At 54.0% G+C, this 19,099-nt stretch carries 18 protein-coding genes and 1 tRNA gene; 14 read left to right on the top strand and 5 right to left on the bottom strand.

What is annotated here, in order from left to right:
• Window positions 1–87: 87 nt before the first annotated feature.
• Window positions 88–1,380 carry a homogentisate 1,2-dioxygenase gene (gene hmgA, locus C7378_RS16695; RefSeq protein WP_207901463.1) on the top strand — a complete coding sequence of 431 codons (1,293 nt, stop codon included), beginning with the start codon at window positions 88–90 and terminating at the stop codon, window positions 1,378–1,380.
• Window positions 1,373–2,671: a fumarylacetoacetase gene (gene fahA, locus C7378_RS16700; protein WP_131999233.1), complete on the top strand. Its 1,299-nt coding sequence runs from the start codon at window positions 1,373–1,375 to the stop codon at window positions 2,669–2,671. Before hmgA ends, fahA begins: the two co-directional genes overlap by 8 nt.
• On the opposite strand, the gene C7378_RS16705 is transcribed toward fahA, so the two are convergent.
• Genes C7378_RS16705 through C7378_RS16720 form a run of 4 tightly spaced genes read right to left on the bottom strand, consistent with a single transcriptional unit; the run spans window position 2,646 to window position 5,226 of the window.
• Window positions 2,646–3,389: an ATP-binding cassette domain-containing protein gene (locus C7378_RS16705; RefSeq protein ID WP_243648325.1), complete on the bottom strand. Its 744-nt coding sequence runs from the start codon at window positions 3,387–3,389 to the stop codon at window positions 2,646–2,648. The two genes, fahA and C7378_RS16705, sit on opposite strands and share 26 nt — an antisense overlap.
• Window positions 3,382–4,053 (bottom strand): molybdate ABC transporter permease subunit, encoded by a 672-nt coding sequence (gene modB, locus C7378_RS16710; RefSeq protein ID WP_131999237.1) that lies wholly within the window; start codon window positions 4,051–4,053, stop codon window positions 3,382–3,384. The genes C7378_RS16705 and modB overlap by 8 nt, the downstream gene beginning before the upstream one ends.
• On the bottom strand, window positions 4,050–4,841 hold the full coding sequence (gene modA, locus C7378_RS16715) for a molybdate ABC transporter substrate-binding protein (RefSeq protein ID WP_165876864.1): 792 nt from the start codon (window positions 4,839–4,841) through the stop codon (window positions 4,050–4,052). The genes modB and modA overlap by 4 nt, the downstream gene beginning before the upstream one ends.
• The gene (locus C7378_RS16720; protein ID WP_131999241.1) at window positions 4,834–5,226 is read right to left on the bottom strand and encodes a helix-turn-helix transcriptional regulator; all 393 of its coding nucleotides are present in this window, start codon (window positions 5,224–5,226) and stop codon (window positions 4,834–4,836) included. Before C7378_RS16720 ends, modA begins: the two co-directional genes overlap by 8 nt.
• Before the next feature lie 85 nt (window positions 5,227–5,311).
• Here C7378_RS16720 and thrC point away from each other — a divergent pair, with 85 nt between their 5' ends.
• Both thrC and thrB read left to right on the top strand, forming a co-directional pair.
• Window positions 5,312–6,661 carry a threonine synthase gene (thrC, locus tag C7378_RS16725; RefSeq protein WP_131999243.1) on the top strand — a complete coding sequence of 450 codons (1,350 nt, stop codon included), beginning with the start codon at window positions 5,312–5,314 and terminating at the stop codon, window positions 6,659–6,661.
• Entirely contained in the window at window positions 6,658–7,563 is a 906-nt protein-coding gene (thrB, locus tag C7378_RS16730) for a homoserine kinase (RefSeq protein ID WP_131999245.1), read from the top strand. Before thrC ends, thrB begins: the two co-directional genes overlap by 4 nt.
• Here the strand turns inward: thrB and C7378_RS16735 are convergent.
• Window positions 7,548–8,564 carry a zinc-dependent alcohol dehydrogenase family protein gene (locus tag C7378_RS16735; protein ID WP_131999247.1) on the bottom strand — a complete coding sequence of 339 codons (1,017 nt, stop codon included), beginning with the start codon at window positions 8,562–8,564 and terminating at the stop codon, window positions 7,548–7,550. The genes thrB and C7378_RS16735 overlap by 16 nt on opposite strands.
• A 92-nt stretch (window positions 8,565–8,656) precedes the next feature.
• Here C7378_RS16735 and C7378_RS16740 point away from each other — a divergent pair, with 92 nt between their 5' ends.
• The 10 genes from C7378_RS16740 (at window position 8,657) to C7378_RS16785 (ending at window position 19,040) form a co-directional block, all read left to right on the top strand.
• Complete coding sequence (locus C7378_RS16740; protein ID WP_131999249.1) at window positions 8,657–9,574, top strand: hypothetical protein; 918 nt, start codon at window positions 8,657–8,659, stop codon at window positions 9,572–9,574.
• A 61-nt stretch (window positions 9,575–9,635) separates the two neighbouring features.
• Window positions 9,636–9,712: transfer RNA gene (locus tag C7378_RS16745), tRNA-Arg, on the top strand.
• A 409-nt stretch (window positions 9,713–10,121) separates the two neighbouring features.
• Window positions 10,122–11,273 carry a hypothetical protein gene (locus tag C7378_RS16750; protein ID WP_131999252.1) on the top strand — a complete coding sequence of 384 codons (1,152 nt, stop codon included), beginning with the start codon at window positions 10,122–10,124 and terminating at the stop codon, window positions 11,271–11,273.
• A gap of 663 nt (window positions 11,274–11,936) precedes the next feature.
• Complete coding sequence (locus tag C7378_RS16755) at window positions 11,937–12,596, top strand: iron-containing redox enzyme family protein (protein ID WP_131999254.1); 660 nt, start codon at window positions 11,937–11,939, stop codon at window positions 12,594–12,596.
• Between the two features lie 47 nt (window positions 12,597–12,643).
• Window positions 12,644–12,898, top strand: a complete 255-nt coding sequence (locus C7378_RS18245; RefSeq protein WP_131999256.1) for an acyl carrier protein — start codon at window positions 12,644–12,646, stop codon at window positions 12,896–12,898.
• Window positions 12,870–14,282, top strand: a complete 1,413-nt coding sequence (locus C7378_RS16765) for an ANL family adenylate-forming protein (protein ID WP_131999258.1) — start codon at window positions 12,870–12,872, stop codon at window positions 14,280–14,282. The genes C7378_RS18245 and C7378_RS16765 overlap by 29 nt, the downstream gene beginning before the upstream one ends.
• Entirely contained in the window at window positions 14,275–15,009 is a 735-nt protein-coding gene (locus tag C7378_RS16770; RefSeq protein WP_131999260.1) for an SDR family NAD(P)-dependent oxidoreductase, read from the top strand. The genes C7378_RS16765 and C7378_RS16770 overlap by 8 nt, the downstream gene beginning before the upstream one ends.
• Entirely contained in the window at window positions 15,006–16,814 is a 1,809-nt protein-coding gene (locus tag C7378_RS16775) for a long-chain-acyl-CoA synthetase (protein WP_131999261.1), read from the top strand. Before C7378_RS16770 ends, C7378_RS16775 begins: the two co-directional genes overlap by 4 nt.
• Window positions 16,815–16,934: 120 nt before the next feature.
• Window positions 16,935–18,311, top strand: a complete 1,377-nt coding sequence (locus C7378_RS16780) for a pyridoxal phosphate-dependent decarboxylase family protein (protein ID WP_131999263.1) — start codon at window positions 16,935–16,937, stop codon at window positions 18,309–18,311.
• Window positions 18,312–18,500: 189 nt separating this feature from the next.
• Entirely contained in the window at window positions 18,501–19,040 is a 540-nt protein-coding gene (locus C7378_RS16785; RefSeq protein WP_131999265.1) for a hypothetical protein, read from the top strand.
• Window positions 19,041–19,099: the final 59 nt, after the last annotated feature.

A 19,099-nucleotide genomic window follows, 5' to 3' on the forward strand; every position in this document is an offset into this window, starting at 1 on the left:
ATCATGGTTGCCAATGGTCTATGCACCCAGTTAGCTTATAGAGTTTTCGCAGCGAGGGGAATGCCTTGCGGAAGGCTTGGAGGAAGAATGCAGTATCAATCTGGGTTCGGCAATGAATTCGCCACAGAGGCAGTAACCGGCGCGCTACCACAGGGACAGAATGCACCACAGCGCGCTCCGCTCGGTTTGTATACAGAACAGTTCAGCGGGACCCCCTTTACTGCTCCTCGCGCCGTCAATCGCAGGACGTGGACCTATCGTATTCGCCCCTCGGTCACGCATAAGCCCTACGAGGAAATTGATGCAAAACTGATCCGTAGTGGCCCCTTCAATGAGGTTCCGACCCCCCCGAACCAGCTGCGTTGGAACCCACTGCCAATTCCTGACGCCCCGACAGATTTTATCGATGGCATGGTCACCCTGGGCGGCAACGGCGATGCGGCGATGCAGAGTGGTGTTGCTATTCACATCTACGCGGCCAACGCTTCTATGGCGGATCGTTTTTTCTACAATGCGGACGGCGAGATGTTACTTGTGCCGCAGCAGGGCGTTCTTGGCATTCATACAGAACTGGGTAGGATGGACGTCGCTCCTGGGGAGATTTGTGTGCTGCCCCGCGGTCTGAAGTTTCGAGTTGAGATTCCAGAGGGCAGCGCTCGCGGGTACATCTGCGAAAACTATGGCCTGCCATTCCGACTTCCTGAGCTCGGTCCGATCGGCGCGAATGGGCTGGCGAATGCGCGAGATTTCCTCGCCCCGACGGCAGCCTATGAGGACCGCGATGGAGACTTCACCATTGTCAGCAAATTTCTCGGTCGTCTCTGGCGGGCAGAGATAGACCATTCGCCCCTGGATGTAGTTGCCTGGCATGGCAACTACGTTCCTTACAAGTACGATCTGGCACGATTCAACTGTATTAACTCGGTCAGCTTCGATCATCCGGACCCTTCGATTTATACAGTGCTTACTGCGCCTTCCCCCATTGCAGGAACCGCAAATGTCGACTTCGCCATTTTCCCGCCGCGCTGGATGGTCGCCGAACATACCTTCCGTCCGCCATGGTTCCATCGCAACTTGATGAATGAGTTTATGGGGCTGGTCTTCGGCCAGTACGATGCGAAGGCAGAGGGCTTTGTGCCAGGGGGCGCGAGTCTGCATAACTGCATGGCAGGGCATGGTCCAGACGCGGAGACCTATGAGCGCGCCATCGCCGCGGATTTAAAACCCCAGTATCTGGCAAACACCCTCGCTTTCATGTTTGAGACGCAATTGGTCATCAGACCTACAAGGTTCGCCTTAGAGACGAAGGTGCTCCAACACGAATATTACGAATGCTGGCAGAACCTGAAGAAGCACTTTAAGAGCGTGTCGAATGGCTGAAGAGCGGATGATCTCCTGGGTCGAGTCTGCGAACTCGGAGAGGACCGACTTTCCGCTCGAAAATCTTCCGTTTGGGATCTTTTCCCCATCGGGGGGCGGTACTCCGCGCATTGGCATAGCCATAGGCGACGAGGTCCTCGATCTCCGGGGGGCAGATGAGATTGCGCTGCTCGATACACTTCCCGAAGAAGTTCGCGCAGCCTGCTCTGACGACTCGCTGAACAGGCTCATGTCGCTCGGGCGCTCTGCTGCGACTGTCCTTCGCAGGCGAGTCACAGGGTTATTGCTCGCTGAAGACAGATCAGCAGAGCATCATCTCCGACCGCTTTTGACTCCGATGCGCCATGTGCGAATGCACCTCCCCGCGGTCATTCGGGACTACACAGATTTCTATGCATCGCTTCACCATGCGGAGAATGTCGGCAAACTCTTCCGTCCGGATAATCCCTTGTTGCCGAACTATAAGCACTTGCCTGTTGGGTATCATGGCCGCGCTTCCTCGATTGTTGTGGACGGAGCAGAGGTCCGGCGGCCGTGGGGGCAGCGGCAACTTGTGCCCGGTACTGTTCCTGTCTTTGAGCCGAGCCGCTCGCTTGATTATGAACTGGAACTCGGCTTTTTTATAGCCGAAGGAAACAGGCTGGGCGAGCCTGTTCCTGTCAATGCTGCGGACGCGATGATCTTCGGCCTTTGCCTGCTGAATGACTGGTCAGCACGCGACATTCAGGCGTGGGAGTATCAGCCGCTGGGGCCTTTCCTCGGGAAAAACTTCGCAACCAGCATCTCGCCATGGGTCGTAACGATGGACGCTCTGGCGCCCTTTAGGACTGGCACCAGTGTTCGCGGAGGGGATGACCCGACGCTCTTGCCGTATCTCCGTGTTGATACTTCCACCGCAGGCCTGGATATCGTCCTTGAGGTCTCTATCTCGACGGCAAAGATGAGGCAGCAGGGAAGTGCTCCTTCACTCCTGGCTCGCACCAACAGTCTGCATCTGTACTGGTCGCTGATCCAGATGATCGCCCACCATACCAGCAACGGCTGCAATCTTCGCCCCGCCGATCTGCTGGCGACCGGAACTATCTCGGGCCCAACCAGCGACTCACTTGGCTCAATGCTGGAACTGACGCGTCGCGGAGCGGACCCGATTCGTCTTGCAAGCGGCGAGATGCGCAGCTTTCTTGAGGATGGAGATGAGATCATCCTGCGCGGCTATTGCGAACGATTCGGAGCAGTCCGCATTGGCTTCGGAGAATGCCGAGGGGTTATTCTCCCGGCGCATCACCCGTAACAGTTACGCCGAGTTGACGCAGCAGGCGAGCGCGGTGGCTTGCCAGCACCGTTTCGGCAGGTCCTTGTCCTAGGATGCGCCCTGCTTCAATGAGAATCACCTCTGCCCCAAGATGAAAAGCCTCTGTCACGTCATGCGAGACATAGAGGGCAAGCATGCTGCGCGCCGCCAGCCAGTCAATAAGCTTGGCTAGAATCTTCTCCTTGAGAGCGTTATCGATCGCGGAGAACGGTTCATCGAGGAGCAGTATCTGCGGCTGCCTCGCCAGCGTTCGCGCCAGCGAAACACGTTGACGCTCGCCGCCGGAAAGATGATGCGGCATGCGTTCGTAGAGATGCTCCCCTTCTACCAGCTCCAGCACCTCACGCACTCGTGCCTCGCGTTCGTCATTCTTCAGCCTTTTTAATCCAAATCCAACGTTCCGTCCGGCGGCTAAATGAGGGAAGAGTGCGGCTTCCTGCATTGCAAAGCCCACCAAGTCTGAGCCCGGCCGCATGCGAATACCTGCAGCCGTGTCACAGAGAACGTGTGTGCCCAGTCTGATGCGTCCCGAGGTCGGCTGTAAAAGGCCTGCCAGCGCGCGTAACAGCGTGCTCTTACCGGCGCCCGATGGACCGAACAGCACCGTCCATCGGGCACTAAGGGTGAAATTTGCATCGATGCTGAAAGCAGCCTGATTGAGCGAAATGGCTGCATCAAGTATGGGGATTTCAGGCAACGAGCTTCTGCTTTCTCGTCGCATAGAGAGAGGCCAGCGCAACGAAGGAGATGGAAAGCAGGAGGAGCGCCGTGTGGTTTGCACCGTGATAGTCGAAATCCTGCACCTGATCGAAAATGGCTATCGAGAGTGTGCGCGTCTCGTGAGGAATATCTCCCCCGATCATCAGCACCACGCCAAATTCACCCATCGTATGGGCAAAGCAAAGGGCGGCCGCTGCGCCGAGCGAACGCTTTGAAAGTGGCAGCACAAGTTCCCACAAGATACGCTTGCGACTGGCGCCTAGTAGCCGCGCCGCTTCAATCAGGGAAACGGGAACGCTGCTGAACCCGGCAACGATTGGCTGCAAGGTGAAGGGGAAGCTGTAGATAATCGAGCCTATAACAAGTCCGGTAAAAGAAAACGCGGCTGGATGGCCGGTAAGAGTCGCAAACAGCCTTCCCAAAGCCGTGCGCGGTCCAAGCAGCACCAGTAGATAGAAGCCGAGTACCGTGGGCGGGAGCAGTAGCGGAAGCGTGGATGCCGCCTCCATAAGCGCCCGTCCGCGTGATTTACCGAAGACGATCCACGCCGCCAGTGGAGTTGAGATAGCCAGGAGCAACACTGTTGTCACCGCGGCCAATCGGAGCGAAAGTAGCAATGCGGTGACGTCAAAGCCGTTCATCGTGAGTGATCACTTCGCGCTGGGGTGATTCCGTGCTGACCGAGTTGCTGCTGGCTGGAAGGAGAGAGGATAAAGGCAAGTAGTTTATAAGCCGAGTCTCGTGCGGCGGCATGTTTGAGCACAATTCCTGTCTGATCGAGCGCAGGATAGTAAGCAGCGGAAACAGGAATGTAGTGGCCCGCGCTCTTGAGCGGCAGGGAGAGCGCGGAGGTCAACGAGATGAATCCGAGTTCCGCGTTACCGGACGAGACATACTGGGCAGCCTGCGCAATGTTTTCAGCGATGACCAGTTTGGGCTGTAGTTGATCATAGAGTTTCAGGTGCTGCAGGACTGCCTGGGCAGCACGCCCATATGGCGCGTGCTGCGGGTTTGCGATAGCGAGCTTCTTGAGTGCAGGGTCGTGCAGCGAATCCATCGATAAATCGTGAAAGTGTGAATCATTGCGCGTCCACAGCACCAACGTTCCTCGCCCATAGAGCACAGGCAGAGGCGAGTCGCTGAAGTGATCGCGAATTAGCTTCTGTGGAAACGATCTATCTGCGGCCAGAAAGAGATCAAAGGGAGCACCATTCTCAATTGCCGTCGCCAGGGCCGAAGATGATTGATAAGTGGCATCGACGTGTATCCCCGTCTGGGCCTCGAACTCCGCGAGGATAGAAGGGAGCGCCGGCTGCAGGTCCGCTGCCGCTGCCAATCGAATTCGTCCGCTGACGGGACCGCCCCAGGCAGGCAATGCAAAGAGCACGAATACGATCGCGAAAAAACGTATACATCTCGATTCAGACACGAAGCACCATGACCTCAGTAGATTTGATGAGTGCGGCAGCCGTCTCGCCTACTTTGAGATGCATCTCGCGTGCGGCATCAGCCGTGATAATCGACGTAATAATCTGGCCGCCGATTGACAGCTTTACCTGCGCCAGCAGGGAATCAAACTTTACCTCCACGATGCGGCCCACAAGCTGATTTCGCCCGCTGAGAATGCGCATCATCTCGCGCTTCGGCGTGTCCGGACGCTTGGCCTTGCTGAGGAGCGCATCCAGTTCGGCTTCGGGAATGCGATAGTGACCGCCAGGTGTCTTCACGGCCTTGATCTTGCCGCGATAGAGCCATTGCTTGATGGTGGGGTAGGCAATGCCCAGCCGCAGAGCCGCTTCACGTGGAGTAAGCATCGATCCCATGCGACGATTTTATACGACTTTATTCGAGGTGCGGCAAGGGCACTTTTTTGCTGCAAATGCTACGCTAGCTATATCCATGGAAAGTCAACTTCATCAGTTGCGCTGCATAGGCTGCGCGACCGTCATAGTGCAGCGGGATCTTAAGGAAAACTTTCGCTGCCTCGGATGCGGGGAGCTCTACGAAGTAGAGTACCCGTCGTGGAATGCGCCTTCGCGCCGTCCTAACGCAAGTGCTTTGCGCTGGCTCTGGCAGGAGCGGCGCAGTTCAACTTCGCCTGTAGACCGCAGCGGCGTATGGCGTTTTCGCGACTTGCTGCCTATCGTGGCCGACGAGCGTAATATCGTCACCTTGAGCGAGGGCAACACTCCGCTTTATGAGTTGCCACGGTCTGCTGAGGCTCTGGGCCTTGATCGTCTGCTCGCCAAACATCAGGGTATGAATCCTACCGGCTCCTTTAAGGATACGGGGATGACAGCTGCGCTCTCCGTTGCCAAAGAGATGGGTTACAGGTGGGTTGCCTGCGCATCTACTGGCAATACTTCTGCCGCTCTGGCAGCGTATGCAGCGCGTGCGCGGATGCAGAGCCTCGTATTAATCCCGGAAGGAAAAATCGCCTGGGGCAAACTCTCGCAGGCGATGGACTATGGCGCGCTTACGTTGCAGCTGCGCACTGACTTCGACGGTTGCGTGCAGGTTCTGAGTGAAGTGGTCCGCAAAGCCCCAGTCTATTTGCTCAATTCGGTCAATCCTTATCGTCTGGAAGGACAAAAGACTCCGGCCTTTGAGATCGCGGAGCAGATGGACTGGTCTGTACCGGATCACGTCATCGTGCCCGGAGGCAACCTTGCAAACTGCTCTGCGCTTGGCAAGGGCTTCCTGGAGATGAAGAGCCTGGGAATTACTGATAAGCTTCCGCGCATCTCTGTCATCCAGGCGTCAGGGGCAAATCCGCTCTATCGCAGCATGATGGCGAATGGCGGTGAGCACCTCGAACCTGTCGAGGCCAATACGCGCGCGAGCGCAATTCGCATTGGCAATCCAGCTTCCTGGCGCAAGGCGGTTCGTATTCTGCGCGAGACAGGAGGCTGGTGTGAAGAGGTAAATGAAGCCGAAATCGCGCTGGCCAAGGCGGAGATTGGAGCTGAGGGGATAGGGTGCGAGCCAGCCTCCGCAGTAACGCTCGCCGGACTCAAGAAGCTCGTCCAGAAGCGAAGAGTCGCGTCCTCTGAGACTACAGTGCTGCTGCTTACCGGTCACACATTGAAGGATTCCGACTACACCATCGCTTATCATCGCGGGGAACTGTTGCGTGAGGAAGAAGCAGCGCCGCTCAAGCCTGAAATTGAATTGACCCGCAGGAATACGATCGAGATCGATGCTTCCGTAGAGGAAGTGCTGCGTGTGCTGGAACGGGTGAGTGCATGAGGGGCTGCCGTCTTCGACTGCCCGCAACATCGGCTAATCTCGGACCGGGCTTCGACGCTCTCGCTCTCGCTCTGAGCTTCTATCTGGAGATTGAAGCCGAAGAGTCAGACGAGTTTGTTATAGATGTATCGGGCCGTAACCGGGAGCTGTGCTCAGCAGTCAAAAACAATCTTCTCCTCGATACCTATACTGAGATCCTGCAGACGAATAACGCTCCCGTGGTTCCGGTGAAGGTTCGCATGGTCAACGGCATTCCCCTGGGCATGGGGTGTGGTTCCTCTGCGGCAACACGCCTCGCAGGTGTGGCGCTGGCTTCTCACTTTGGAGGTTTAAAGTGGGAGCGGGAACGCATCCTCACCGCAGCATCCCTGCTTGAGGGGCATCCGGACAATACTGCAGCCTGCTGGCATGGGGGGCTCAGTGTGGCCTGCTGGCACGGCAAAGAGGTTGAGGCCATTTCGATCACTCCGGGCGCCAGATGGAAGGCGATCATTGCCATGCCTGCTCGCCCGTTGCCCACCCGGGAATCCCGTGCGGTCCTGCCGGAGAGCTACTCGCGGGCCGATGCGGTGGCAAATCTGCAACACGTTGCTCTGTTGACAGCGGCCTTTGCGCAAGGTCGGGGTGATTTACTTCACAGCGCTACCCAGGACTGGATGCATCAGCCTTATCGGGAGCGTGTCTGTCCGCTCCTTCCGCTGCTAGCGCCTCTTGCGGGTCGTGACGGGCTGCTTTCCGTAACTCTCAGTGGTGCCGGGCCTTCGATCCTGCTCCTGGTAGATGCTGACGCAGACATGCTGTCGGTCCGTCAGCTCATAGATTCGGCTGCAGGTGAATCTGAGCCTGTGGAGCTGATCGAGTGCACCATTGAATCCGCTCCTGCTGTTTATGAATCTCTCTGACCCATAACCACGGCCGCGCCATCGATGGAATCATGATCGACCGCGGCCAGTGCATCGTTCACCCTGGTGAGGGGAAAAAGCGTTGTGCGCGGCTTGATGTCGATCTCCGTGGCCAGTGCCACGAAATCACGGGCGTCTGCGCGTGTCATGTTCGTTACACTGCGAATCTGCCGCTCTCCCCACAGCAGCGTGTCATAGTCGAATTGAGGAATCCGGTCGAGATGAATGGCATTGATCGCTACGATGCCTCCCTTGCGCAAGGAACCCAGCGCAGCGATTACGACGTCGCCACTGGGAGCAAAGGTTACGGCGCGATCAAGAGGAACTGGTGGCCTGTCCGTAGCCTCGCCTACCCATGTTGCCCCGAGTTTACGGGCAAAACGCTGGTGGGACTCACCGCGAGTTGCTACATAGATTTCACAGCCCCAATGCTTCAAAACTTCAACAGCTAAATGCGCGGATGCGCCGAATCCAAAGAGCCCAATTCGCTCTCCGGGCTGGCAGCCCGCCACCCGCAGACTGCGAAAGCCAATAATGCCAGCACAGAGCAGCGGAGCCAGGGATTCAGCAGGCCGATCTTCGGGGAGCGGAATACAAAAATCCGCACGTGCAATTGTGTAGTCTGCGTAGCCGCCATTCACGGTATAGCCCGTAAATTCAGGATGGTCGCATAGGTTTTCGGAGCCTTTGAGGCATAGCGGGCAAGTGCCATCCACACTTGCCATCCAGGATACGCCCACGCGGCTGCCTATCTTCGGAGTGCCCGGGCTTAGCGCGCCACCAAGTCGCTCGATTCTTCCGACAATTTGATGTCCGGGAATGATCGGGCTAAGGCGCGGAGGCAGTTCTCCAGCTACGATGTGCAGGTCGGTGCGGCACACGCCACAAGCCTCGATACGAAGCAGCACTTCGCCCGAACCGGGAATGGGTATAGGCAGATTCTCGATTCGAAGCGGCGCGGATTCGATCGGAGCAGGTTGGTGCAGAATAGCAGCTCTCATAGGTTATTGGGATGCTCTTTTGCTTGCCCCAGTGGGATTGAACTCCTTATACTCGCGGTCATAATGATCGCACGCTTTAAGGGCAGTCCTGGATGCAGCTGATCGATGCGCGCGAGTTTAATTGGCGAGCGACCCCCGCAGCGCTATATCTGGCATTGCGCTACTACGTCGCCTTTACGCTCCTGACCTACGGCTTCGCCAAAGTGATGGGTGCGCAGTTCACGGTACTTGATTCTCAGCTTGCAAAGCCAATGGGAGAGGTCTCAGGCTTCTGGCTTACCTGGTACTACTTCGGCTATTCCACGGTCTATTCAAATATCATCGCTTTTACTCAAATTGGAGGAGCATTACTGCTTTGTTTCAGAAGAACAGCTGCCCTTGGCGCTCTCCTTCTTCTACCAGTGATGGTGAACATTGCTTGCGTCGATATCTGGGTTATTCAGTGGAATTTCCACATTGAAGCCCTTCGAAATGCGATCTACGTGCTCTTGGCTATTTGCGGAATCTTATCTTTCCATGCTGCAGATTTCTATCGAGCCGTATGCAGTCGCCGACATGACTGGGCGTTGTTGGGGAAGGACTACGGCTGGCTCCTTTGCCTTCAAATCATCGCAATTCTCGGGATGCTTGCCTATACAGCCCACGAGGGTTATTGGCTCGCCAATTTCAACAACCGTGCGCCTACGGCGATTGATGGAGCGTGGTATGCGAGCCGAATCGAACCTGCCAATGCGGCGCTGCCAGATTGGATATATTTCGAGTACAACCGCGCTCATTTGGCAGTTTTCCATTTTCCGGACGGAAGGTATGTATCCCACGATTTCCGGGTGGATGCTAAGAATCATGAGCTAACGATCTCTCAGCAATGGCTTATCCCTGGCTCCGACATATTTAAGGGGACATGGAAACGACAAGGTGACACTATGCGGCTGAATGGATCATGGGGAAATGGTCAATACTCTTGCATGGTAATGAAGCGCAAACCGATGCCAGTAAGAGATCACAAATAGCTTAGACTCAGTGTCTTCCATATTCCATTCACTGCTTGGGCTGCGTTACACTAAGCATCATGGCCCCGTAGCTCAGGTGGATAGAGCGACGGTTTCCTAAACCGCAGGTCGGAAGTTCGAATCTTCCCGGGGTCACCAGCAGCATAATCCTTTCCTGTATAAATATTGTGCATCGCAATCTGCAGTACATACTTTCTGAGACCTGAGTCTGTACAGCAAGCAGGAACTCAGGATGTAACACCGCTTTATGTGCAGGCCTACTCCAGCTCGAGTTATATCGACGGCGCCCCTAAAATCCTTCATACGCCTGCTGCTGCATGTAGGAATGGCATGCTTTGTGCCACCCTCACTTTTATTTCTTCAAGGGGGAGCTGCCTGCGGAAGGGGCGCCGATCTTGCCGAAGTGGTAGTTCCGACTGCGGCACAACAACAACAGACATGCACGTTATATGTTTCAGCGAGTGGATCGGACAAGAACTCGGGTTCGACGCCTTCTTCCGCCATTACTCTTCTGGGTGCCGCCCGGCGTGCAGTTGCCGGGAATGTTGTGTGTATTCAGCCGGGCAACTACTCCCTTGCAAGCAGCTTTTATCCGGCGCACAGTGGAAACCCGAATGCCTGGATCACCTTTCAGAACACGGGCGGTGGCGTAGTACATATCCTCTGGACAGCCGGCAGCAATGCTCCTGACCGGAACATGTTCCACATGTACAACGCAAACTTCCCCAACGGTCCCAGCTATATCGAGTTCAAGGGTCTTACTCTCGATGGGCAGAATGTCGCCTCCAACGGCTTCTTCTGCCAGGGCTCCCATCACCTGCGCTATCTGCAGAACACCATCATCAACCAGGGCTCGGCCGGCATCGGCAGCATGCGCTGCGACTATCAGACGGCCGACCACAACATCCTTTACCACAACGGCTATCACGGCGGATGGTCTAGCGCCATCTCTTACAACAGCAGTCAGTGGTTCGATAAGTATCAGGGACTGCACAACATCGTCTCCAACAACATCATCGCCGGCTCCTACGACAGTTCCAGCTATCACACCGATGGCAACGGCATCATCATGGATCTCAGCAGCGGCAGCTATACTGCCTCCACGGCAAATACTCCCCCGGCTCTGATCGTCAACAATGTGGTCTACGGCAATGGCGGCCGATGCATCGAGAACAATGTCGTGACCAACATCTGGGTCGTCAACAATACCTGCTACGACAACGGCCTTGATCTCACGCTCGGCCCCGTCGGCAGCATCACCAGCCATAGCGCCAGTCACGAGTACTTCGTCAACAACGTGGTGCAGTCCTGGGACAACAGGCCGCCCTTCATGGTGCAGGGATCAGGCAGTACGAACCTGATCTACAGCCACAACCTGATTTATGGCGGATCCAACTCCGGAGTCTCAGACACGAATCCAGCCGACTTCCGGTCTACCAATCCCCTGTTCGTTAACCCACCTGCCTTCAACCCCAGCAACGGCGGTCAGTATGCCAATGCGCTCAATCCTGCCTATCTCGGCAGCGGTCTCACCTTGAAATCCAACAGCCCGGCACTCGACACAGGAGTTGATCCAGCCTCCCTCGCTGGCTCCAACTCAGCACTCATCAATGATATGAGTCGTTATATCTACTCCGATATCAACGGCAAACCCCGTCCAAAAGGCTCCCCCTTTACCCTCGGCGCCTATATCCCCTAACCTCCTCCTCACCGCCAAGGCACTATCAGAAAGCTGGGCAACCGATACAGGAACATCTGGAATGGGTCAATTGGCCCTATTCCGCTGCCTCCCGAGTACTCTATCCCTATTAATTAAGAATTTGCTGTAGAGGTTCTCTATCTGCAGATCAAATCTAAACTTATTGATTGCGCAAGAGATGGTTTGACTGCATAGCTATCACGAAATACTCGCAAAAGGAGAAGGTCGGCCCCTTGTCTCCGGCAGGTTGCAGGTTACTATGAGCTAATTGAAAAACAGGCGGGCGATGTATCTCCGTCATCACTGACGCTTTACAAGGCATCTCTGCTTCGGGATTCCACCAGTTATACCTAAGCGAAATAGCTCAACGCAGTTGAGGCTGGCGAAGCCATGCTCGCACCGACTCCTGATCTAAAGCTAGGCGGACACTCCAGTGTCCTGCCTCTACGATAGAGCGCCGCTCATTATCTAATTGCACTGCAGGAAGCTTAGTAGAAGGCATCATTAGTGACTACGGCGACCACCTCATCTCTTCACAGAGGTGATTCACGAGAATCCGCCACTTGTACGTTTGAACTTTCTAGGAATCTTCCAGGAATCATTCAAGCCACTGCTGTTCTACCCTCAGACGCTAAAAATTCTAACAGTCAAGAAGGCTAATATATGACCGCGACATTACTTGTTACGCAGCAATCACATAGTCACCCATCTATCGAAACTATCCAGCAGACCATCAATACGATGGTGGATGACCTCATCGCCTCACTCCCTGATCCGAGCAAGCTGACCAGCTCTGAGCGAAGAGGTATTATCGCCCGGTATACAGCGGTTCTGGAAGGAAACTTCATCTACTGGATGACTGCAGCGTACCTGTCCGTTCTGTCAGAAGCAGCACGTCCGATTCTCCTGGATAATCTCCATGAAGAGGTTCAAGATGCTCATCCGGCGATGTTGCGCAGATTTGCACTCGCTGCTAAGGCATTTCCCACAGACTCAGATGCATTGGCGGTCCATGAGGATTTGACTAATGTACGGCTCTTTCTCGGCCATCTTTCGGGAGTGCAGTCAGTGCTCACAATGGCGTTCTTTGAGGGACTGATCCAGCGACTTATGCCTTATCTGGCAGAACTTGCTGCAGCCCAGGGCTCGAATGATATGGAGTACACAGACGTACACGGAGTCTGTGACATCGCCCACACCGCTGGACTATTTCGTGCGCTTGAACAAGAGATGACGATCAACCCGCTGGAAGAAGACAAGGATTTGTATGAGGGGGTTAAGTTACTCCAGACTCTTATTCAACAAATTATTCGACCAGAATAAAAAGGTCATAACTGCCTGAGCCGAGTCAGATTTCAAGGAGCGCCACTATGGATATACGATCCGAGATTGTTCACCAATTTAGTCAGGTCGCCCGCGAGCAGGGACGACGTCTATCGCCACTCAGCGATGATCTTGAACTTCTGGAGTCCGGCTTGGACTCCCTTTCTATGGCGATCTTAGTCGTTCGACTTGAGGAGTCGCTCGGCATCGATCCCTTTACTCTGACTGATGATGCTCGCTTCCCAATAACCTTCGGAGAATTTGTCGACTTTTATGAGACCAGCTCAAGGCAGTCACAATAAATCGACTTCGCTATTTGAGGCGCTGTCCGCGGTGGACAAGCATTCTGACCCCCTGATCGTCGATGCGAACGCAAGCATCACCTTAAGCAATCTGGTCAGTGGATCGGCGCTTTTTGGTCGGGGCGATGAACTCTGTGGTCGGTCCGTGCTCGTTGCAACGACGAACCAGTTCACGACCGCATCCGCGCTGATCGAACTTGATGGGGTTGCTCGCCGAATAGTACTGTGTCCGCCGGATCTTCCAATAGAACATCTCCCGTATGTCATGGATACAGCTGCCGTGGATGGAATTGTCTCAGACCGGACAGCATTGCAATATGGTAGTCCGAGGCCGCTTTATTTCAGTCCATGCAGTCCCACAGTTGAACCCGCGAAATGTGAGCGAAATGCATGTTACAAGACAGAGTGGATACTCCTCACCTCCGGCACTACAGGCATCCCAAAGCTTGTCGTCCATAGCTTGGCTAGTTTAGCCGGCGCGATCGGGCCACCTAACATGTCTCCTGAGCCGATAGTGTGGAGTACCTTCTATGACATCAGGCGATATGGCGGCCTACAGATATTTATCCGAGCGATCTTCGCTGGTGCATCACTTGTGCTCTCCAATGCGCAGGAATCACCCGCCGCATTTCTCACTCGTGCTGCTCGCCTAGGGGTCACTCACATCTCCGGAACACCCTCCCAATGGCGTCGTGCACTGATGAGCCCCGCTGCATGTTTTATTTCGCCAAAATATATCCGATTATCCGGAGAGATAGTTGATCAGCCGATCCTTAACAGCCTCCATTCGGCCTATCCGCACGCCCAGATCTCCCATGCCTTCGCCTCCACCGAAGCTGGCGTAGCGTTTGAAGTCAATGATGGCTTTGCAGGTATTCCCCCCGAAACGATAATGTGCACACCTTTCGTAGAGATGAAAGTGAAGGATAACTCGCTGCGTATTCGTTCTGCGCGCACGGCAAGTAGATATCTGGGCAACAACGTGTCGGCACTTTTAGACGAAGAGGGCTTTGTTGATACCGGCGACCTACTTGAACTGAGGGAAGGACGGTACCACTTCATTGGCAGACGTGATGGGGTGATCAATGTCGGAGGATTAAAGGTACATCCCGAGGAGATTGAAGCAGTGATCAATCGCCATCCTGCTGTACAAGGATCGATTGTCCGAACAAAAAAGAATCCAATGACGGGAGCGATGGTTATTGCAGACGTTGTTCTCGATAGAGTGAACGCCTGCCTTGACGAGGATGTGCGTGAACTCAGAGAAGATATCCTCCTACGTTGCCGTGAATCTCTCTCGTCTTACAAAGTCCCGGCAGCCATTAATTTCATATCCTCGTTATCCATCGCTGAATCTGGAAAGGTACTCCGGCGCAATGCGTAATGTCATTGTGACAGGGGGCAGCCGAGGTTTAGGGTTGGCTATCGCCCGTAGACTAAGTAGCACCGGATATCGGGTGATTGCAATTGCACGTAAGCAGAATCCTGAACTCACGACAGCGATGCAGGATGCTGAAGGCTCAAATCCAGGATCATTTCATTTCGTTCCTTTCGACCTTGCCGAGACCGACAATATCTCCTGTCTGGTCCGCCAGTTGCGCAAAGACTACGGAGTCATCTACGGACTAGTCAACAACGCTGGTATAAGTTTCGAAGGGCTGCTCGCGCTAATGCCTGCTCACCAGATTGAGCAGCTTGTGCGGATAAATGTCGTTTCCCCGATCGTTCTCACTAAGCATGTAATTCGCCTCATGATGGCGGATGGCGGAGGACGCATTGTCAATCTTGCGTCTATCGCTGCTTTTACAGGCTATAGCGGCCTTTCGGTCTATGGGGCAACAAAGGCATCTATGATTGGCTTTTCCCGGTCACTCGCAAGGGAGATCGGGCGTGTAGGAATAAATATAAATTCTGTTGCTCCCGGTTTTATTGAGACTGATATGACTAAAACCCTCAGCGATGATATGCGTCAGCAGGTCGAGCGCCGCAGTGCCTTGCGACGTCTCGCAGAGGGTAAAGACGTTGCGAATGCTGTTGAATTTCTTCTAGGTGACAACGCGAGGAACATAACGGGAACAGTAATCACCGTCGATGCAGGTAGTACAGCGTGAGCCAGACTGTGACAAAGGAAGCCGCATATAGCGCCGGAAGTGTCAACAAAGCCTGGCTGCGCGCATTGGAGCGAACGGCAACTATTCACCGCGCTCCCGATCGTCTAATGTCTATAGTTATAGACGAGCTAGCTGCAGATTTTCCGAGCGCCCCTGCACTTCTCTCCGATCGCGAATCTTTCAGCTATCAAGACCTGGCCACTCGGCAGAACCAATATGCCCGGTGGGCACTGAGCAAAGGTCTAGGTAAAGGCGAGGTCGTATGCCTGCTGATGCCAAACCGGCCAGAGTATTTGGCAATATGGCTAGGACTTACAAGCATCGGGGGTGTCGTTGTTCTACTCAATACCAACCTCGCGGGGCCATCACTGTCGCATTGTATTAATGTGACCGGACCAAAACATCTCATTGTCGCCGCAGAATTGCGAAAGCAATTGAATACCGCCATACCGTATCTCTCTGAAGTCCCGATGATCTGGACTCACGGCGCATACGATGAGACATCGCAGCGCATCGATCTGGAAATAGATCTGCAAGATGGTTGCAGATTGAGCACACATGAGCACAGGTCCACAACGATCAAAGATCTAGCGCTTTATGTTATGACATCTGGTACCACGGGACTACCCAAGGCGGCGAAGATTAGCCACGCTCGAATTGTCCAATGGGGCCAGTGGTTTGCGGGCATGATGTGTATACATCCCGGTGACCGCATCTATAACTGTTTGCCGATGTATCACAGCATCGGGGGCGTTCTGGTGCCTTGTGCGAGTCTCGCAGGCGGCGGTAGCGTTGTCATCCGAGAGAAATTCTCTGCAAGTCACTTTTGGAGTGATGTGATCCGCTGGGATTGCACCATGTTCCAGTACATCGGGGAATTTTGTCGTTATCTAATCCATGCAACTACAGATTCGGACGCGTCACCTCACAGGGTCAGGATGGCCTGTGGCAACGGAATGGCAGCCGAAGTATGGAATGAGTTTCAAGATAAGTTTCGGATCCCTCAGGTTCTGGAGTTTTATGCCTCTACCGAAGGGGGGGTGTCACTCTTCAACATCGAAGGAAAGAGAGGATCGATCGGAAGGATTCCCCCATATCTGGCACATCGATTCTCAACCGAGCTTATAGTTCTCGATATCGAGAAACGTACGCCCGTTCGAAATGAATACGGCTTCTGCGTTCGTTGTCCTCCAAACGAGATTGGTGAAGCGATTGGCAAGATAGTGGATGGTCCGTCAGCACTCGGAACTCGTTACGAGGGGTATACGGATAAGCAGGCATCAGATGAAAAAGTGCTACACGATGTCTTTGAAGCGGGGGACTCCTGGGTGCGTACCGGTGATCTGATGCGCATCGATGAAAAAGGCTTTTTCTACTTCGTTGATCGCGTCGGAGAGAGCTTCCGTTGGAAAGGTGAAAATGTCTCTACACTAGAGGTGTCTGAAGCCATCTGTAGATTCGCTGGAGTAAAGTATGCTGCTGTCTACGGAGTTGCGATCCCTGCCACAGACGGTCGTGCGGGCATGGCTGCACTCGTTACAGAAAATGAGTTGGATCTATCTTCATTGCGGACGCATCTGGTGACTCATCTCCCCGCTTATGCGCGTCCAATGTTTCTACGCTTTTGTGATGGAATCGAAGTGACACGGACATTCAAATATTCCAAAAGAGCCCTAGTTGCCCAGGGATACGCTCCCTATGCAACAAACGACGACATATATTTTGACGATCTTCAATCGGGTCGCTATACCAAGCTGGACGTGTCGCTCTATAACCGCATACAGACAGGCGATATTCGACTTTAGCGATACTTATGTTGTTCCGAATCCAGTTGTAGGATCAGGGGCAGCAAAGTTGATCGATCATTGCGCGTGTGGCAGCTGCTGGTTAAAGTCGTTGTCCTAGATGCATCTTAAGGTTGCTTCATGCTGATCCAGGAAATGTGCCACAACTATGAGATGCTACAGGATGAGATCGCGCAAGGATCAATCTACCCAGAGGTAGACGCTGAGACGATACGGGCTCATCTTTCATCTCGATACGACTTCAGCAGGAAGATGACCTTGGATGAGGTCATTGATGATGTAGAAAAAATGTTACAACAGTGGCAAGTGCAGGTCACCCATCCACGATATCTAGGGCTCTCTAATCCCAGCGTAACACTCGCATCTGTTATAGCGGACACAATTGTAGCGATGTATAACCCGCAGCTAGCAAACTGGCGAACGTCGCCTGCAGCAAACGAAATTGAACGCCACACCCTTGCATGGCTAATAGCAAAATACGGTCTTCCTCCAGAGAGTATTGCAAGCTTTACCAGTGGCGGAACGGAGGCAAATCTCTCGGCGGTCGTTCTAGCTTTGACTAGAGCTTTTCCTGGTTACGGTGAAAATGGGATTCAAAGTGTCGGTGCCATTCCCTCTATCTACCTGACCACGGAGGCCCACAACGGGTACAACAAAATCGCGCACGTCGTGGGGATTGGTAGAAAAGCACTTCGCACAGTAGCGACAGACGAAAGTTTAAGGTTGGACGTTGATGACCTGGCGAGACGCGTGGCCGAAGATAGAAGAAGCGGCTTTCTGCCGTTCATGGTTATTGGTACAGCGGGAACAACGGCCGCTGGTGTGATCGACCCACTGCTCGAGATCGGCCAATTCTGTCGGGAGCATAAGCTCTGGTTTCACGCAGATGCCGCGTGGGGTGGGGCGGCTATTATCTCCCCTGTCCTAAGACGGTACCTTGCCGGTATCGAAACTGCAGATTCCATCACCTGTGACGCGCACAAGTGGCTATCGGTTCCGATGGGTGCCGGTATGTTATTTTGCAGGCATCCCGACACGATTGCGGAGGCGTTTCGTGTGGATGTCACGTATATGCCTGGAAAGGGAAGGGGCCCGGTAGTGGATCCGCTTACGTCATCGCTGCAGTGGTCTCGGCGCTTCATAGGATTAAAGCTATTTATGACGCTTGCAGAGTGCGGGGAGTCGGGTTATGTTGCAATGATTGAGCAGCAAGCCCGACTAGGACAAGTATTCAGAGAGTTATTGATAGCCTCCGACTGGCTAATCCTCAACGAAACACCACTTCCACTTGTCTGCTTCACCCGCCGTGGCCTGGATATATCAAGGTTCCTTTCTCTGCTGCGCGAGCGTCAAATCGCCTGGATGACTGAGGCTAGGGTCGGCGATAGTGCTGTTGTGCGTGCGTGCATCACCAGTTTCAGAACCACTGAAAGTGATCTCCATCGAGTGGTGAATGAGATGAATCGTCTAATCGATGACAAGGTGATGACTGACTGAGTTCTCTCACGCGAGACTAGGGATATCGAGCAAGTCGTCTTACAGTTAATCAATAAGGAGACAACCATTACGACTTGTTCAGAGCATGACGTGGCGATGGGACACCTTTTCAATCTTTTAGCAACATGGAGTGGAAGATGATCACGGAGTTTGCATCCGGCTGAGTAGAAGCTGTTGTAGGAAAACCAGATGAAGGATATTGAGATACAGCAGCTTACAAGCGATGCATTGCCACTTGTCGCCGCGTTTATTCACCGTTGGCGTGATGCGGCGCTGGATGCTCCTTCTAGCCGGCAGTCATCTAAATATGATGCTATGAATATTGAGCGACGTCTTAGATGGCTTCTAGCTGAAAATCCAGTTGAATCATTAGAGTGTCGGCTAGGCTATTCTCTAGTTGATCGCGCAGGCGCCATTAGAGGGCTCAATCTTACCTTTCCTGCTGCGTTCTTGTCGGCGGAGCGGAGAGTTCTTGCCCTCTGCGCTAGCAGCTTCTTTGTGGAACCATCAGCCCGTTCCCTTGGGTTTTATCTTTTCAGGAAGTACCTTGCATCGCAGAAGTACTCCTTCTTTTTGGCCACCACATGCAATCGGCAGTCTGGTGATCTGTGGAGCACGCTCGGTGGGCATGCTATCCAGGGTTCGGATCTGGAATACTGTATTCCTCTTAAGCCTGATGTTGTAGCTCAAGCATTTGGAGTGCCCGGCTTGAAATGTGCCAGTGGATAAGAGAGAACTGGACAAGGAGAGCATATGGGGCGAGGCAAGAAGTACCAGCCTGAGCAGGT

This window comes from Acidipila rosea (assembly GCF_004339725.1).
Classification (GTDB): domain Bacteria; phylum Acidobacteriota; class Terriglobia; order Terriglobales; family Acidobacteriaceae; genus Acidipila; species Acidipila rosea.

Excerpts from the sequence above, each read along its gene's own strand:
- hmgA (WP_207901463.1), top strand. The coding sequence starts at position 88 with ATGCAGTATCAATCTGGGTTCGGCAATGAATTCGCCACAGAGGCAGTA.
- fahA (WP_131999233.1), top strand. The coding sequence starts at position 1,373 with ATGGCTGAAGAGCGGATGATCTCCTGGGTCGAGTCTGCGAACTCGGAG.
- modB (WP_131999237.1), bottom strand. The coding sequence starts at position 4,053 with ATGAACGGCTTTGACGTCACCGCATTGCTACTTTCGCTCCGATTGGCC.
- C7378_RS16720 (WP_131999241.1), bottom strand. The coding sequence starts at position 5,226 with ATGCTTACTCCACGTGAAGCGGCTCTGCGGCTGGGCATTGCCTACCCC.
- thrC (WP_131999243.1), top strand. The coding sequence starts at position 5,312 with ATGGAAAGTCAACTTCATCAGTTGCGCTGCATAGGCTGCGCGACCGTC.
- thrB (WP_131999245.1), top strand. The coding sequence starts at position 6,658 with ATGAGGGGCTGCCGTCTTCGACTGCCCGCAACATCGGCTAATCTCGGA.
- C7378_RS16735 (WP_131999247.1), bottom strand. The coding sequence starts at position 8,564 with ATGAGAGCTGCTATTCTGCACCAACCTGCTCCGATCGAATCCGCGCCG.
- C7378_RS16740 (WP_131999249.1), top strand. The coding sequence starts at position 8,657 with ATGCAGCTGATCGATGCGCGCGAGTTTAATTGGCGAGCGACCCCCGCA.
- C7378_RS16755 (WP_131999254.1), top strand. The coding sequence starts at position 11,937 with ATGACCGCGACATTACTTGTTACGCAGCAATCACATAGTCACCCATCT.
- C7378_RS18245 (WP_131999256.1), top strand. The coding sequence starts at position 12,644 with ATGGATATACGATCCGAGATTGTTCACCAATTTAGTCAGGTCGCCCGC.
- C7378_RS16765 (WP_131999258.1), top strand. The coding sequence starts at position 12,870 with ATGAGACCAGCTCAAGGCAGTCACAATAAATCGACTTCGCTATTTGAG.
- C7378_RS16770 (WP_131999260.1), top strand. The coding sequence starts at position 14,275 with ATGCGTAATGTCATTGTGACAGGGGGCAGCCGAGGTTTAGGGTTGGCT.
- C7378_RS16780 (WP_131999263.1), top strand. The coding sequence starts at position 16,935 with ATGCTGATCCAGGAAATGTGCCACAACTATGAGATGCTACAGGATGAG.
- C7378_RS16785 (WP_131999265.1), top strand. The coding sequence starts at position 18,501 with ATGAAGGATATTGAGATACAGCAGCTTACAAGCGATGCATTGCCACTT.